A 15,237-nucleotide genomic window follows, 5' to 3' on the forward strand; every position below is an offset into this window, starting at 1 on the left:
GGCGGGGCCGGCGTCGTCTCGCGGAGCAGGGCGGACAGCCCCGCCCGCCGGGCCACCACGGTCAACCGGTCCCCGGCCGAGATCACCATCCGCGGGTCGATCCGCCAGTCGGTCCGCTGCCCGGCCGGCGTGTGGGCGAGCAGGCGTACCTCGCCGGGGCGGGCCACGGCGGACAGCGGGCTGCCGTCCAACGGGGCGCCGGCCACCACCGGCACCTCGACCACCAGCAGCGCGTGCCGGCCGACCGGGATGGTGGCGATCACCGCCCGGTCCAGCAGCGCGGCGGCGAACGCGGGCGCGGCCAGGTACGACACGCTGCGCGAGATGCCGATACCGAACGCCTTCTGGATCCGCTCGGCGAAGTCGCCGTCGAAGAGCCGCAGCACCATCCGCAGCTCCGGGTTGAGACCCCGGGCGGTCAACGCGGCGCGCAGGTTGGCCCCGTCGTCGGTGGAGACCACGACCAGTGCCTGGCAGTGTTCGACCGACGCGGACCGCAGCGTCTCCTCCCGGGCGGCGTCACCGACGATCATCGGTACGCCCAGCCGCCGGGCCAGCGACGCCCCGCGCGCGTCGGCGTTGCGGTCGATCGCCACCACCTCGACGCCGAAGTCACGCAGCTGGGCCATCACCCGGGTGCCGATGTTGCCCAGCCCCACCACCACGACGTGGCCGGTGCGCTCCGGTTGGATCCGGCCCGAGTGCAGGGCCAGCCGGGTGTTGACGATCCCGTCCACCACCACGGCGGTGATCAGCGGGATCAGCGCCAGCCCGGCGAGGTTGAGCACCACCTGCATGATCTGGGCGGCGGCCGGCTTGGTGACGTCCGGGTCCTGCCCGCTGAGCGTGGTGACCAGGGTCAGGTAGATCGCCTCGGCCCAGCTCACGTCCGTCGCGCGGGCGTTCAGCCAGCCCAGCCCGGCGATCACCGCCAGCAGCAGGAGCACCGCGATGCCGATCTTGCGGGTGGCGAAGCTGCGGACCGCCCGCAGCAGCACGGCCAGCGGCTGCCGCCGGCGACGCGCGCGGACCAGCCGGCGGGCGGCCAGCTCCGTCCCGGCCGGCTGCCCGGTCGCCTCGGCGAGCACCACGTCGGCCGAGTGTTCGTCGGCGGGCAGCACCCGGACCAGTTCCGGGTCGGTGGTGACCGCCAACCCGCAGACCACGTCGGCCGAACGTACGTCGTCGCGCTCGGCGACGTAGAGGGTGCGGCCGGCGTGCCGGAAGTGGGTGGGCGCGACCTCGCCGAGCGCGGCGGCGACGAACGCCGGGGCGGCCATCGAGGCGTCCGAGAGCACCGCCGAGTCGGGGAAGAGCTCCCGCAGGCCGTTGGCGAGGCTGGTGTTGAACATCCGGACCACCAGACGAAGCCGGGGCTCCACCTCCTGGGCGCAGAGCGCGGCGTGCATGTTGCCGACGTCGTCCTGGTGCAGCAGGGCGAGCCCGGCCGCTCCGGCCAGGCCGGCCCGGCGGAACGTCGCCTCGTCCAGCCGATCGGCCCGGACCACCTGCACGCCCTCCAGTTCCCGGCCGTCCGGCCCGTCACCGCGGCGACGCTCCGGCACGATCAGGGTGATGCGTACCCGGCCGGCGGCCAACTCCGGGGCGAGCAGCGCCCGGGTCACCCAGTACGACAGCGGGTCCTGACCGCAGATCACGTAGTGCCGGCGGTGGTCGTTGCCGCGCCACAGCCGCAGTCCGGCGGGCCGGCGAGCGCGGTCGTGCTGGGGCTCCGCCATGCCCGGATGGTAGTCAGCCGCTCGCCGTACGCGCAGCCCCGTCGATCATGCAGGCATGTCACGCCTGGCGGCGGGTAGAGCACCGCCGTGCAGACGTTCCTCCCGTACCCCGACTTCCTGGCCAGCGCCCGGACGCTGGACCAGCGGCGGCTGGGCAAGCAGCGGGTGGAGACCCTCCAGGTGCTGCGCGGGTTGACCCGGCCGGACTACGGCTGGCGCCACCACCCGGCGGTACGCATGTGGGCCGGCTACGAGGAGGCGCTGACCCGGTACGGGCTGGACGTCTGCGCCGTGTGGTGCGAGCCGGGTCGGGCGGACACCTGCGCCGGCAGTTTGGTCGGCGAACTGGCGAGCGCCTGCGGCCTCACCGCCGTCCGCCGTCAGGCGGAGCTGGCCGAGGCCGGTGAGCTGCCGCCCTGGCTGGGCCGGGAGGACCTGCACCGCAGCCACCGCTCGTCGCTGCTGCGCAAGGATCCGGCGCACTACGGGCCGCTGTTCGGCGACGTCCCACCCGACCTGGAGTACGTCTGGCCCGCCTCGGACCGGCAGCGGCGCTGTGCGCTGCCGCCGGACGCCGAACGGACCGGCTGACGGCTTTCGTGGCAGGCCGGCACATGACCTTGTCGCAGGTGGTGGGCTGGCTCATCGGCGTCCGCGAGCACCTGGTCGACCCGGGTGGCGGTGGCGCTCCCCGGGTGCCGCGACCGACCACGGCCCTGGTGGTCGGCGGTGGGATCGCCGGTATGTCGGCGGCGGTGGTGCTTGCCGAACGCGGGATCCGGGTGACGGTGCTGGAGGCTGCGCCGGCCCTCGGCGGCCGGCTCGGCGCCTGGCCGGAAGTCCTCGCCGATGGCATCCAGGTCAACGAGCACGGTTTCCACGCGTTCTTCCGGCAGTACTACAACTGGCGGTCGATCATGCGCCGGATCGATCCGGCGCTGGCCTTCCTCAAGCCGGTCGCCGGGTACCCGGTGCTGAGCGGGCGGTGGCCGGCCGAGGAGTTCGGCAGGTTGCCGCCGGCTCCGCCGATGAACCTGCTCGCCCTGCTGGCCCGTAGTCCCAGTCTGCGCCTGGCCGACCTGCGCCGGATGGACCGGGACGCGGCGTTGCCGCTGCTCAGCTACCACCCGGCGGGTACCTACGCCGAGTTCGACGACACCACCGCCGACGCGCTGCTCACCTCGCTCAGGCTGCCGGACCGGGCGCGGGCGATGCTGTTCGAGGTCTTCTCGCACTCGTTCTTCAACCACGAGACGGCGATGTCGGCCGCCGAGATGATCGCCCAGTTCCATTTCTATCTGCTGGGCAATCCGGAGGGGTTGGCGTTCGACTGCCCGGACGAGGACTACGCGACGGCGATCTGGCAGCCGTTGGCCCGGCACGTGACGCGGCACGGCGGCCGGGTGGTCACCGGTGTCGCCGCCGCCCGGCTGGACCGGCAGCCCGACGGCTGGCGGGTGACCGCCGCCGACGGTAGCCGGTACACGGCCCGGCACGTGGTGCTCGCCGTCGATCCGCCCGCGCTCGCCGCGCTGGTCGCCGCCTCCCCCGGCCTGGTCGCGGAAGCACCCCGGCTGGTGGCACGGATGCCGGCGTTCGGCCAGGCCGGCCCGCCGTACGCGGTGGCGCGGTACTGGCTGGACGGGGACGTCCGCGCTGACCGGGCGGTGTTCAGCGGGGTGTCCCGGCAGCCGACGCTGGACTCGGTGGCTCTCTACCACCGGCTGGAGAACGAGTCCCGCCGCTGGGCGGAACGGACCGGCGGGTCGGTGGTGGAGTTGCACGCCTACGCCTGCGAGCCGGGCGTGCCCGCCGGCGAGCTGGCCGAGCGGATGCGGGTGGAGCTGTGCCGGCTGTGGCCGGAGGCCGCCGGCCTGCGGGTCCGCGAGTTGCGGGCCCGGGTCGAGGCGCGGGCCCCGGCGTTCGCCCCCGGCAGCCACGCCGGCCGCCCGGGGACACGCACCGACGCCGAGGGTCTTTACCTGGCCGGCGACGGCATCCGGACCGAGTTCCCCAGTGCGTTGATGGAGCGGTCGGCGGCGACCGGGATCAGCGCCGCCAACCACATCCTGCGGGCCGAGGGCGCCGCCGCCGAGCCGGTCCGTTCGGTCCGCCCGCATGGCCTGTTGGCCCGCCCTTGACCGGCGACCCTGAGGATCCGTTCCGGGGCGGCCGAAGGAGCGGTTCGCCAATCCGGACAAAACCTCCCATCTGCTGTTCTACGCTGGGTTCACGTCCGTCGACAGCCGGTCAGCGACCGGCACGGGAGGTCGCCGAGGGTGTCGCCACTGCACCGGTACGTCGAAGAGGTCGCGGGCGTCGCCGAGGACAGGCGCGACGACGCGTACGGGTTGCTCCGCGACGAACGGGCGTGCATCGTCACCGCGCTGCGGCTGGGGTGGTGGATGGCCGACGCCTACCACCACGCGCAGACCGCCGACCTGACCGGCCCGGACGCCGCGCCGGTCACCGCCCCCGCCAAACTCTCCAACCTCACCGAGATGTCCGGCTGGCACCGGATGCGGATGTACCTGGACGGGGTGGATGTCGCCCTGGCCCAGATCGCCGAGCTGACCGCCCCCGACCGGCCCGGGCCGTCCACCGCCACCGCCCGCGCCCGGGCCGGTGGCGATCCGCTGCTGCTCGCCCTGGACGAGTTGAACGTGGACGTGCTGCGCTGGGCGATGGCCACCAACCACCGGGTGGGGCTGGCGTACCGGTTGGGTCGCTCGCTGGCCGACACCGTACGGCAGAGCGACGCCGACCGGCTGGTGCACCGCTTCGGTGGCCGGCACGTCGAGATCAGCCGCTGGCTGGACGAGCTGGCCAGCGTGCTGCCGCCGTACTCGGCGGCGGTGGTGCGACGCTCACTGCGGACCTGGGCCACCGCGGTCACCCGGGCCGCCGTCGGCGACCCGGCCGAGCCCGGGACCGCGGAGCTGGCCCGGGAGCTGCGCAACCAGGGTGACCTGTGGCGGGGCGTGCTCACCGGCGGACTGCACCCGAAGGACCTGCTCGACGAGGAGAACTGGGCGGTGGTCGCCCGCAACCTGATCATCCGGGACCGGAAACTCGTGGTCCAGGCGGCACGGGGCATCTTCTGGCCGGTGCTCCTACCCCTGCTGGTGGTGCTCGGCGCGGTCGTCGGGGTGAGCGCCGCAGCGGCGGCCGGCTCACCCACCACCCGGGCGGCCGTGGCGCTGGTCGGCCTCGGCGCCGGACTCACCGCGATCTGGCGCTCGGTCTCCGGGCCGGCGCTCTCCGTCGCCGCCGAGGTCAACCGGCCGCTGCTGGACAGCGAGCTGATCGCCCAGATGGCCGAGCGGATCAACCGGCCGCTGGCGGCGGCGCGCGCCGCACGGCGCACCACACGACAGCGACAGCCCGACCGTACGGAGCCGGGATCGAAATACGTTGCTCCCGTCTCCGGGATCGACCTACCGTGATCGCGCAAGGTCAACCAGTCAGCCGGGAGCTCGCCATGTCGTTGTCGCACCTGGGGTGCGCGTGGTCGGCGCTGCCCGTCGAGGGTTGCCGAGCCGATGGTCCCCGGGACGGGTGACCCGCCTGCCGCGTGCACCCCACGCGCCCAGCCGCCCGTCCCGTTTCCGGACCGGGCGGCTTTCCGCTGGCCGGCCCGGTGCGCCGCCGATCATGAAGGGAGAGCCCGGTGGACGCCGTCCTCGTCATCAACGCCGACCTCGGCCCGCTGCACCGGGTCACCGTCCAGCACGCGATCCGGATGCTCTGCCGCCGGGTCGCCGAGATCCACGAAGCCGAACCGGACCAGGTGATCGGGGTCTTCCCGGTCCCCCGCGTGGTACGCCTCGTCCGGTACGTCGTGACCCGCTGGCGGTTCTCGGCCGGGCCGGCCTGGTCCCGGGCCGGTGTGCTCCGGCGCGACGCCCGGTGCTGCGCGTACTGCGGCGGGCCGGCGAGCACCATCGACCACGTCCTGCCCCGTTCGCGCGGCGGCCGGAACACCTGGCGCAACACGACCGCCGCCTGCTACGCCTGCAACCAGCGCAAGGGTGACCGGACGCCGACCGAGGCGGGCATGCCGCTGCGGCGCGAGCCGGTCGTCCCAAGCTGGGCGTCGCTGGCCGGGCGGTGACGGGCCGGCCGGCGGGCACAGGGGGCCGTGTCGGAGGTACGCCTCCGGCGCGACGCCCGCCGGCCCCACCCGTTCGACGTCGGCCGGCGGTCAGCGTCCGTCCGACGGTGACCAGGTGAAGGTCGGGGTCCGCCGTTCGTGGTGGGCGGTGACCCCCTCGTGGGCCTCTCCGCTGTCCCGCACCTTCCGGTGCCACCAGGCGACCCGGGCCGGACCGGCCCGCTCGTCGACAATCTCCTTGGCCGCAACGACGCTGAGCTGGGAACGTTGGACGATGGCGGCGGTGACGGCGTCGACCCGGGCGGTGAACGCGTCGGCCGGCAGCACCTCGTCGACGAGACCGACCCGCAGCGCCCGCTCGGCGTCGATCAGCTCGGCGGTGAACAGCAGGAACTTCGCGGTCGACGGGCCGACCAGGCGGGTGAGCCGGCGGGTGGTCGGCGCCGGGTAGACCAGCCCGAGCCGGGCCGGTGGCACGCCGAACCGGGCGTCCTCGGCGGCGAACCGCAGGTCGCAGGCGACCGCGAGCTGGCAGCCTCCGCCGACGCAGGCGCCGCGTACGGCGGCGACGGTCGGCTTGGCGAAAGTGGCCAGCCGTTCCTCGGCGGCCACCGCGATGCTGTGGTCACCCGCGTCGAGCAGTTCGTCCAGATCACCCAGGTCGGCCCCGGCGCAGAAGGTACCGCCGGCCCCGGTCAACACCAGCGCCCGCACCGACGGGTCGGCCTCCAGGCCGTCCAACAGCACCGGTAGCTGCCGCCACATGGCCGGCGTCATCGCGTTGCGCCGCGCCGGATGATGGATGGTCACCGTCGCCACCGCGCCGGTCACCTCAACGGTCAGCTCCGCCTCCGACACCGCCCACCGTCCTTCCGCACCGGCCGGTCCGCACCGACCCGTGCGGCGACCATAACGGCGCGGGCCCGGCGGCCACCCGCGAGGGGTGGCCGCCGGGCCCGTCGACAACCAGGTCAGCCTAGGCGACGTCGACCGCGGCGTCGTCGACCACGAAGGACGTCTGCCGCGAGTTGTCCTCCACGCCGACGAACTTCAGCGTGACCGTCTGGCCGGCGTACGGCGCCAGCGAGAAGGACTTCGGCGCGTACCCGGTGGCCTTGTCCAGGTTCGAGTAGCTGGCCAGGGTGGTCAGTACCCTGCCGGCGGAGTTGACCACCTGCACCTTCAGCGTGTCGTACGCGCTGCCGGCGGTCTCCGCCGAGTCGATGTGCAGCCAGAAGCTGAACCGGTACGACGTGCAGCCGGCCGGCAGGCTCACCGCCTGGGAGAGGGTGTCGGTGCGGGTGCTGCCGTACCCGTTCAGCCAGGCGTTGCGGGTACCGGTGCGGGCTGGTTGCCCGGTGAACGTGCCGATCACGCCCGAACTGGGCGCCCACCCGGTGGTGCCGGACTCGAAGCCGCCGTTGTCGAGCTTCGGCCCGGGGCTGGCGCAGCTGCCGGTCCCGTTGACGGTCAGCGTGTACGTCGCCGTCCGGGTGGCGGAGCCGGTGCCGGTCACGCTCACCCGGTAGGTGCCGGGCGGAGTGCTCGTCGTGGTGGCGATGGTGAGCACCGACGAGTTGCCGGCGGTGACCGACGACGGGCTGAACGACGCGGACGAACCGGCCGGCAGGCCGTGGGCCGACAGCGTCACGGTCTGCGCGTTACCGCTGGTGACGGTGGTGCCGACGGTGGTGCTGACCGAGCCGCCCGGATCGAGAGAGCCGGCGGTCGGGGAGAGCGAGACGGAGAAGTCGTTGCCGCTGGAGCAGGGCGCGTCGGTGCCCGCGACGTTCACCGCGGTCCACGCCGCCTGCACGGCCCGGTACTCGGTGGAGCAGCTGCCGTACAGATCGGTGGCGGCGCGCAGGGTGTAGGCCCGCGCGGTGTTCGACGGGGTGGTGGTGTTGACGTACGCGGTGGTCGACGTGAAGTACACGTCGAGCGCCCGGTACCAGATCTTCTCCGCCTTGGCCCGGCCGACGCCGGTCACGGCCGGCGCGGAGCCGCACACCGGCGAGGTGCCGTACGGGGTGACGCCGGTGCCCTCGGCGAGGTTGAAGAAGAAGTGGTTGGCCACGCCGGAGGAGTAGTGCACGTCCTTGTTCTTGGTGCCGGTGCTCCAGCAGCTGTCGGACGCGCCGTCCAGCGCCGGGTCGTACATGTGGCGCAGCGGCGTGCCGTCGCCGTTGAAGTCGAGCTTCTCGCCGATCTGGTAGTCGGCCGGGTCGGCGGCGGTGTTGGCGTAGAACTCCACCATCGTGCCGAAGATGTCGCTGGTGGCCTCGTTGATGCCGCCGGACTCACCGGAGTAGAGCAGCCCGCCGGGCACCACGTTGTCGCTGATGCCGTGGCTCATCTCGTGGGCGGCCACGTCGAGCGACACCAGCGGCCGGGCGTTGCCGACGCCGTCGCCGTACGTCATCCGGGCGCCGTCCCAGAAGGCGTTGTTGTAGTTGTTGCCGTAGTGCACCCGGCTGGGTACGCCCCGGCCGTCGCCGAAGATGCCGTTGCGGCCGTGCACGTTCTTGAAGTAGTCGAACGTCTTGGCCGCACCGAAGTGCGCGTCGACCGCCGCCTTCTGCCGGGGGTTGGTGTCGCCCCAGGTGTTGTCGGAGTTGGTGAACGTGGTGCAGGTCGACGTGCCGTTGTTCATGTCGCAGGTCGAGCCGTTGCCGCGTACCGGGTCGACCATCGAGTACAGGCTGCCGGAGACCGTGGTGTCGATGTCGACCGTGCCCGAGTGGAGGCTCTGGCCGGTGCCGGCGATCATCTCGATCTCGTCGTGGGTGCCGATCACCTTGCCGCTGATCGCGTCGATGATGACGTGGAAGCGCGACGGGGTCTGGCCGTCGGTGTGCCAGCCGGTGAGGACGGTCTCGTAGGCGAGGCGACCCGTGCCGCTGCTGGCGTCCACGAAGAGTTCCGGGGTGCCGACGCGCTCCAACTTGCCCTTGAACTGCTGCCGGGCGAGCACCCTGGCCCGGGTCACCGTCAGCCGGGGGGTGGTGGAGAGGGTGAGCGGAGCGGCCAGGCCCACCGAGGAGCCGGCGTAGATGCCGTTGGGCGCGGTGTGGACGACGAAGTCACCGCCGTTGACGCGCAACCCCCGGTAGGTGCGGGTGTAGCGGGTGTGTGACGCACCGTTCGCGTCCACCTTGGTCCGGACCGCCTGGTACGCCTCGGCGGCGGTGCCCTGGACGGCGCCGGGGTTGCTGCGCAGCACGGTGGCGGCACGGGCCGCGGACGAGGGGGCCGGAGCGGGGGCGGGTGCCGCCTGAGCTGTGGTGACGACGCAGCTCAGCATGCCGCCGGTGAGCAGCATCGCGCCGACGGCGGCAAGGGGTCTTTTCACGTGCCCTCCTGGCAGGGAAACCTGTGACCGGGGTAGCGCTCGTCGACACCGACACTGGCCGAACGGGGGAGGGCGTCCTGCTGACGGAACCCGACGGCGACGGTGCGCGTCCGACCGGCATGAGATCATCCCCCCTGGCCATTGTCAAGATCGCCGTGTTGGCCGGGCTGCTGACCGGCTGCGCGAGCGCCCCGACCGGCACCCCGTCGGCCGACGCCACCCCCGAGGGCACGGCGAGCAGCGCCACCGGCCGGGCCGACTTCCGGGTCGTCCTGACCCGCACCGGTGGTCTGGCGGGCCGCGACGACACGGTGACCGTCGAATCGGACGGGCAATGGACGGTCACCGGCCGGGGTGGCGCCCTTCGGAAGGGTCGACTCTCGTCCGCCGGTCTCGACCAGCTCCGCGCGTTGACGGAGAACGCCACCAGCGGCGACGGCGGGGCGAGCACCGGTGGCCGCTGCGCGGACACCTTCCGGTACCGGCTCACCGTCCCGGCGGGCAGCGTCGCGTGGACCGACTGCCCCACCGGTCCGCAGCCGCCGCCGGCCGCCGCCACGATCGCGTACCTGCTGTTCACCGCGACCGGGATCGACGGACCGGTCACGGGCTTCACACCGGCACCGCGGGCCGCCGGCTGAGAAGCCGAGGCGCTGGTCGACGCGGTGCTTTCCGGGCTGGACAGATGATCGTCACGTTTGCCGGGTAACCTACCGCTCCGATCCGTCGAGGAGCATCATGCCGAAAAGTCGCCCCATCGGCCCACCCGGGCTGTTTGCCCTGCTCACCACGCTGCTGATCACCAGTGCCGTGGTGCTGACCTCGGGCTGCGCCCGGGTGGGCGGGCAACCGGCGGCGACACCGGCCCCGACGGCGACGACCGCCCGGACGTTGGCCCTGCCGGAGACGGTGCTGGGCCTGCCCCGATCCCCCAAGCCGGAGCTGACCCGGGTCTCCCGGTCGTCGCTGGAACGGTTGCGGGAATCCGCCGCCGACGTGACCAGCAGCGTCGACGGGGCGTACACGGGGCGGGCCCGGACCGCCGACGCGGTCGTGGTCAGCGGGGTGTCCGGCAGGTTCACCGACCTGGACGCGACCCTGACCCGGGTGCTGCGCCCGTACCCGGTCACCACCTTCCGCACCGTGGAGTACGGCCGGTTCAACGGCGAGGCCCGCTGCGGCCGGGGACGCACCGAAAACAAGCGCTACCTGACCGTCTGCGGCTGGGCGGACCCACAGACGGCCGGCGTGGTCGCCTTCATCTCCGCCCGCAGACAGCTGGAACTCACCACGGAGTTCTTCGAGATCCGCGACCGGCTCGACGGCACCACCGGTTGACCGGTCACCGCCGTTCGACCACCCGGAAGCGTTCCAGCACCACCGGCATGTCGTCGTCCACGGTGAACTCCGGGTCGCCCCGCCACTGCCGGTAGTCCGGGCCGTGCCAGTACGCCTCGTGCCCGGCCCGCCAGGCGGCCACCGAGTCGTACCCCTCGCCCTCGTCCCGGGCATGGTCGAGGTCGACGTCGCCGAGCCGAACAATGCGGACCTCGGTCGTCTCCACCACCGCGACCGGGCGGTCGTCGGAGTCCACCACCACCGACCGGGCACCGACCACCGGCAACGGCTCGCCGTCAGCCTCGTAGTCGGGCAGCAGGGACGTGGTGGCGGTCTTGGCCCCGGAGAGCACGGCGGCGACCAACCGGTCGCGCAGCGGCCCGGGGAAGGCGAACTCACAGCGAGGAAGATCGTCTGTCACTGTTCGACGGTAGCCGCCACGGTGACCGGGTCAGATCCGGTAGTCCGCCGGCAGGCCGGTCCCCCGCAGTTCCGGGGGCAGGTGGGCGACGTCGTTGACGGCGATCAGGCTGGGCGGCCCGGCCGAGCTGTAGCGGATCACCGTCAACCCGGCGTTGTGGGCGTTGAAGCCGAGCCAGCGCCACTCGGGCGCGTGCAGGGCGTGTCGCACCAGCCAGGCGATCAGGAAGGAGTGGGTCACCACCAGCTCGCGCACCTCACCGTCGGCCGGTGCGGTGGCGAACCGGGCGACGGCCGCCGCCGTCACCCGAGGCCCGTCCACCCGTTCCGCCGGGGAGAAACCGGCCAGGAAGTCCACGTACGACGGCGGCAGGCCGGTCGCGTCGGTGTCGTGCGGAAGGTGGTCCCCGGCCAGCTCCGACTCGTACACCGGGACACCCGGCAGTGACCCGGCGACCAGTTCGGCGGTCTCCACGGCCCGGCGCAGCGGGCCGTGGTGGACGACGCGCAACGGCACGCCGCGCATCCGTTCGCCGAGCAGCGTCGCCTGCCGCCGGCCGCGCGCGCTGAGCCCGGCCTGCGGCGCCTCCACCTCCGCGTGCTCCTGTTCGGCGTGCCGGGCCAGGTAGAGCAGGCGGACGCCCATGGGCACCTCACCGGATCGGGAGAGGCGATGCTATCCGCAGCCGATCTGGTCCGTCCCCTGCGGAGCCGAGTCCCGGGGGAACATCTGGCCGATACGGATCTTGTTGCCGAACGGGTCGCGGATGCCGAAGTCGATGCCGTACGACCGCTCGGTCGGCTCGTCGGTGATCTCCACGCCCTTGCCGACCAGTTGCTCGTACGTCTTGTGCGCGTCGTCGGTGGTCATGAAGAGCGTCCCGCCCAACGCCCCCTTGGTGAGCAGCTCACGGACCTGCTCGGCGGTGGCCGGGTCCAGCGCCGGCGGGCCCGGCTTCTCCAGCAGGATCTCCCGCTCCGGGTCGCCGGGCAGGTTCACCGTCAGCCAGCGCATGAAGCCGAGGTCGGCGTCGGTGTTGACCTCCATGCCGAGCTTGCCGACATAGAAGTCGAGCGCCTCGTCCTGGTCGAGGACGTAGATCTGGGACCGGCTGATCGCGTTCATCGTCATGCCGTAGACCCTACGGACCGGCGCTGAGCTGCTGCTTATCCAAAACTGCTGGGTCTGGTCCAGGCTTTGGTGAAGCAGCTCGGCACGCCCGGCGTGGGGCGTCGGGTACGGCGGAACCCGGTGGGTGACTGGCCCACGATCTGCCGGAACGTACGGCTGAACGTGCCGAGGCTGCTGAACCCGACGGCGTAGCAGATGTCGGTGACGTCCCGGTCGCTCTCCAGCAACAGCGACATCGCCCGTTCCACCCGGCGGCGTTGCAGGTAGCGGTGCGGGGTCTCGCCGAAGGTGGCGCGGAAGGTGCGGATGAAGTGGGCCTCGGACACCAAGGCGATGCGGGCCAGCGCCGGGATGTCCAGCGGCTGCGCGTACGCGCGGTCCATCGCGTCCCGGGCCCGCAGCATCGCCCGGTTGGACTCCTCAGTCGCGCGACTCACCGCGGCTCCGGATCCGTTCGCCGACCTGGGCACCGGCTCCCAGGTCGAGAACCGTCATCGTACGGGTGCCAGGCCGTGGACCGCTGCGGCCCGCCGTTCGGAGCCGGCGACGCACCCCGCCACGCGCAGCGACCCCGGCCACCCGGATCACCTGGGGCCGGGGTCGCGTCGGTAGCGGTCGTCAGGCGACGAAGCGGGTCCGCCTCCGGCGGGCGACGAGGTAGCCCCCGCCGCCGAGAAGCAGCAGCCCCGCGCCGACAGCCGCCAGGGTCGCGGTGCCCGCGCCGGTCAACGGCAGCCCACCGCCCTCGCCACCGTTCCCGCTGCCGGGGGCGGCCGGGCTGGCGCTGGGGCTCGCGGTGGAGGGGGCCGACGGCGAGCCGGTGGGCACCGCCGATGGCGACGCGGTCGGCTCGGGCGACTGCGGCGTGATCAGCCCGACGTAGGCGAAGTTGAGCGGGTGCCTCGACTCGGTGAGCGGCAGCGACCGGGTCTCCAGCGGCAGGGTGCCCTCGGTGCCGCGCACCGGCTCGGTGTCCAGCCCCGCGTCCTGCTCGGCCAGGGCCCGCACGCCGCCCTGGGCGTCCGCCCACTCCTTGCTGGCCCAGCGGAACACGACGGCCGGGAGCCGGTCGGCCCGCGCGCCGGGTGCCGTCTTCACCATCGGTGCGGTCAACGCGAGGGTGGCCTCGACGTCGAGTTCGTCGGCGAACTCGCACCAGGCCGCGTCCTGGTTGCTGTTGACCGCGTACCAGCAGTTGTCGTAGCGCTTGACCAGGTCGAGGTCGTTGTAGACCCGCACCTGCACGACGAGGCCGGCAACCGGCTTGTCGCCGACGTTGGTCACGCCCAACACAACGGGCGCGACCTCGTCCGGACCGACCAGGTACCTCTTGTTCCGGCCGGTGTCCGGGTCCTTCTCGGTGACGGCGGCGAGCCTCGCGTTCTCCGGCGCGGGCGCCGCCACGGCGGCGGCCGGCACCGCGACGATGCCGGCCCCGAGGATCGCGGTCCCGAGGGCGAGCCGGGCGTACGGGCGCAGAGTCATGTCGTGGTCCCCCGTGGTAGGTAGCCACGACACGATACAGATCAACACCTGCGGCCGGGTGCCCGTCGGATCGATCGATGTAGTTGGAGCCCCCGGCCGGGATCGAACCGGCGACATCTCGCTTACAAGGCGAGTGCTCTGGCCAGCTGAGCTACAGGGGCGCGTGCGCAGAGGTCAGCATAGCGACTGACATCGGGAAATCCTCGCTCGGCGGGGGTCTTCAGCATGCAAAACGTCAATTTGCCGACGCCCTCACCGACGGATGCGTGCTGCGGTGAACGATCGGCCGAGGGGATTGATGCCCCCGCGTGCCTGACTGACCGGAATGTGGCATCCCGGTTGGCCCATCAGGGCTCTCACGTCTTGGCAGGGTGGGAAAACCCGTTTACCGTGCAGTGACACGTACGACATCTCGGCCGGCTCCGGTCGGACGGAGGTGGCGTCCCGTGTACCGGCACCGGCACGGTGCCGGCGGCTCCTTCACTCGGATCGTCCGGCACGTTCCTGCCGGTGAGAGGAAGCACACCAGCATGGCTACGGTCACCTACGCGAAGGCGTCCCGGGTCTACCCCGGCACCGAACGCCCCGCGGTCAACCAGCTCGACCTCGAGATCGGTGACGGGGAGTTCCTCGTCCTGGTCGGCCCGTCGGGTTGCGGCAAGTCCACCAGCCTCCGGATGCTCGCCGGCCTGGAGGACGTCGACGACGGCGCGATCTACATCGACGACCGGGACGTCACCCACCTGCCGCCCAAGGCCCGCGACATCGCGATGGTCTTCCAGAACTACGCCCTCTACCCGCACATGTCGGTGTACGAGAACATGGCGTTCGCGCTGAAGCTGCGCAAGACGCCGAAGGCCGAGATCGACCGGCGGGTCAAGGAAGCGGCCGGGCTGCTCCAGCTGGAGGACTACCTCAGCCGCAAGCCGAAGGCGCTCTCCGGTGGTCAGCGCCAGCGGGTCGCCATGGGCCGGGCGATCGTCCGGGAGCCGCAGGTCTTCCTCATGGACGAGCCGCTGTCCAACCTCGACGCCAAGCTCCGGGTGCAGACCCGTACCCAGATCGCCTCGTTGCAGGCGAAGCTCGGCATCACCACGGTCTACGTCACCCACGACCAGGTCGAGGCCATGACCATGGGCCACCGGGTGGCGGTCATGCTCGACGGTGTCCTCCAGCAGGTCGACACCCCACGGGCCCTCTACGACACCCCGGCCAACGTCTTCGTCGCCGGCTTCATGGGCTCCCCCGCCATGAACATCAAGACCGTGCCACTGACCGAGCAGGGCGCCGCGTTCGCCGAGCTGCTCATCCCGCTGACCCGCGAGCAGGCCGAGGCGGCCCGCGCCGAGGGCGGCGACGGCAAGGTCACCGTCGGCTTCCGTCCGGAGGACTGCGACCTGGTCAGCCCCACCGAGGGCGGTATGCCGGTCGTGGTGGAGCTGGTCGAGGACCTCGGCTCGGACGCCAACGTCTACGGCCACGCCGCGCTGGAGGGCCACAACGAGCGCTTCGTGGTCCGCACCGACCGGCGCACCATGCCGAACATGGGTGACACCGTGTTCGTCAAGCCGCGCACCGGCCGTACCCACGTCTTCCACGCCACCACCGGCAAGCGGATCTGACATACGACGGAAGGGGCGGCCCGCCGAAGCGGGCC

General features: G+C 72.5%; 15 protein-coding genes and 1 tRNA gene. 7 read left to right on the forward strand and 9 right to left on the reverse strand.

The genetic code is table 11. From position 1 onward, the window contains the following. Positions 1 to 1,739 (reverse strand): TrkA family potassium uptake protein (locus E1182_RS22370; RefSeq protein ID WP_132268548.1); only part of this gene is annotated, 1,739 nt, incomplete at its 3' end. An 87-nt stretch (positions 1,740 to 1,826) separates the two neighbouring features. On the opposite strand from E1182_RS22370, the gene E1182_RS22375 reads away from it, so the two are divergent. The 4 genes from E1182_RS22375 to E1182_RS22390 all read left to right on the forward strand — a co-directional run bounded on the left by E1182_RS22375 (position 1,827) and on the right by E1182_RS22390 (position 5,853). Beyond that, complete coding sequence (locus E1182_RS22375; protein ID WP_132268550.1) at positions 1,827 to 2,330, forward strand: MSMEG_6728 family protein; 504 nt, start codon at positions 1,827 to 1,829, stop codon at positions 2,328 to 2,330. Positions 2,331 to 2,353: 23 nt separating this feature from the next. After that, positions 2,354 to 3,880 carry an FAD-dependent oxidoreductase gene (locus tag E1182_RS22380; protein ID WP_132268553.1) on the forward strand — a complete coding sequence of 509 codons (1,527 nt, stop codon included), beginning with the start codon at positions 2,354 to 2,356 and terminating at the stop codon, positions 3,878 to 3,880. A 138-nt stretch (positions 3,881 to 4,018) separates the two neighbouring features. Then, positions 4,019 to 5,185: a hypothetical protein gene (locus E1182_RS22385; RefSeq protein WP_207921481.1), complete on the forward strand. Its 1,167-nt coding sequence runs from the start codon at positions 4,019 to 4,021 to the stop codon at positions 5,183 to 5,185. Between the two features lie 224 nt (positions 5,186 to 5,409). Further along, entirely contained in the window at positions 5,410 to 5,853 is a 444-nt protein-coding gene (locus E1182_RS22390) for an HNH endonuclease (RefSeq protein ID WP_132268555.1), read from the forward strand. Between the two features lie 90 nt (positions 5,854 to 5,943). Here E1182_RS22390 and E1182_RS22395 read toward each other — a convergent pair whose 3' ends face one another. Both E1182_RS22395 and E1182_RS22400 read right to left on the reverse strand, forming a co-directional pair. Further along, positions 5,944 to 6,711, reverse strand: a complete 768-nt coding sequence (locus E1182_RS22395; RefSeq protein ID WP_132268557.1) for an enoyl-CoA hydratase/isomerase family protein — start codon at positions 6,709 to 6,711, stop codon at positions 5,944 to 5,946. 118 nt (positions 6,712 to 6,829) lie between these two features. After that, positions 6,830 to 9,205 carry a M4 family metallopeptidase gene (locus tag E1182_RS22400; protein WP_165942688.1) on the reverse strand — a complete coding sequence of 792 codons (2,376 nt, stop codon included), beginning with the start codon at positions 9,203 to 9,205 and terminating at the stop codon, positions 6,830 to 6,832. A 119-nt stretch (positions 9,206 to 9,324) separates the two neighbouring features. Here E1182_RS22400 and E1182_RS22405 point away from each other — a divergent pair, with 119 nt between their 5' ends. After that, entirely contained in the window at positions 9,325 to 9,846 is a 522-nt protein-coding gene (locus E1182_RS22405; RefSeq protein WP_132268560.1) for a hypothetical protein, read from the forward strand. Between the two features lie 97 nt (positions 9,847 to 9,943). Next, complete coding sequence (locus tag E1182_RS22410) at positions 9,944 to 10,543, forward strand: hypothetical protein (RefSeq protein ID WP_132268562.1); 600 nt, start codon at positions 9,944 to 9,946, stop codon at positions 10,541 to 10,543. A gap of 4 nt (positions 10,544 to 10,547) precedes the next feature. Here E1182_RS22410 and E1182_RS22415 read toward each other — a convergent pair whose 3' ends face one another. From E1182_RS22415 to E1182_RS22440, 6 genes are all read right to left on the reverse strand, one after another. Further along, complete coding sequence (locus E1182_RS22415) at positions 10,548 to 10,964, reverse strand: ASCH domain-containing protein (protein ID WP_132268565.1); 417 nt, start codon at positions 10,962 to 10,964, stop codon at positions 10,548 to 10,550. 30 nt (positions 10,965 to 10,994) lie between these two features. Further along, complete coding sequence (locus E1182_RS22420; protein WP_132268567.1) at positions 10,995 to 11,609, reverse strand: histidine phosphatase family protein; 615 nt, start codon at positions 11,607 to 11,609, stop codon at positions 10,995 to 10,997. Between the two features lie 30 nt (positions 11,610 to 11,639). Then, on the reverse strand, positions 11,640 to 12,095 hold the full coding sequence (locus E1182_RS22425; protein WP_132268569.1) for a VOC family protein: 456 nt from the start codon (positions 12,093 to 12,095) through the stop codon (positions 11,640 to 11,642). 35 nt (positions 12,096 to 12,130) lie between these two features. Continuing rightward, positions 12,131 to 12,532 carry a helix-turn-helix domain-containing protein gene (locus tag E1182_RS22430; protein ID WP_132268571.1) on the reverse strand — a complete coding sequence of 134 codons (402 nt, stop codon included), beginning with the start codon at positions 12,530 to 12,532 and terminating at the stop codon, positions 12,131 to 12,133. Between the two features lie 181 nt (positions 12,533 to 12,713). Beyond that, positions 12,714 to 13,580: an LPXTG cell wall anchor domain-containing protein gene (locus tag E1182_RS32445; protein ID WP_243706374.1), complete on the reverse strand. Its 867-nt coding sequence runs from the start codon at positions 13,578 to 13,580 to the stop codon at positions 12,714 to 12,716. Between the two features lie 84 nt (positions 13,581 to 13,664). Next, positions 13,665 to 13,741, reverse strand: a tRNA-Thr gene (locus E1182_RS22440). A 369-nt stretch (positions 13,742 to 14,110) separates the two neighbouring features. Here E1182_RS22440 and E1182_RS22445 point away from each other — a divergent pair. Beyond that, a complete protein-coding gene (locus tag E1182_RS22445) occupies positions 14,111 to 15,202 on the forward strand; it encodes an ABC transporter ATP-binding protein (protein ID WP_132268574.1) in 1,092 nt (363 codons plus the stop codon). Positions 15,203 to 15,237 lie beyond the last annotated feature (35 nt).

It is taken from the genome of Micromonospora sp. KC721 (genome assembly GCF_004348355.1).
Classification (GTDB): Bacteria; Actinomycetota; Actinomycetes; order Mycobacteriales; family Micromonosporaceae; genus Micromonospora.

Bases quoted from the DNA above. Each gene is read 5' to 3' on its own strand.
- E1182_RS22425 (WP_132268569.1), bottom strand. From the start codon at position 12,095: ATGACGATGAACGCGATCAGCCGGTCCCAGATCTACGTCCTCGACCAG.
- E1182_RS22420 (WP_132268567.1), bottom strand. From the start codon at position 11,609: ATGGGCGTCCGCCTGCTCTACCTGGCCCGGCACGCCGAACAGGAGCAC.
- E1182_RS22445 (WP_132268574.1), top strand. From the start codon at position 14,111: ATGGCTACGGTCACCTACGCGAAGGCGTCCCGGGTCTACCCCGGCACC.
- E1182_RS32445 (WP_243706374.1), bottom strand. From the start codon at position 13,580: ATGACTCTGCGCCCGTACGCCCGGCTCGCCCTCGGGACCGCGATCCTC.
- E1182_RS22380 (WP_132268553.1), top strand. From the start codon at position 2,354: ATGACCTTGTCGCAGGTGGTGGGCTGGCTCATCGGCGTCCGCGAGCAC.
- E1182_RS22405 (WP_132268560.1), top strand. From the start codon at position 9,325: ATGAGATCATCCCCCCTGGCCATTGTCAAGATCGCCGTGTTGGCCGGG.
- E1182_RS22410 (WP_132268562.1), top strand. From the start codon at position 9,944: ATGCCGAAAAGTCGCCCCATCGGCCCACCCGGGCTGTTTGCCCTGCTC.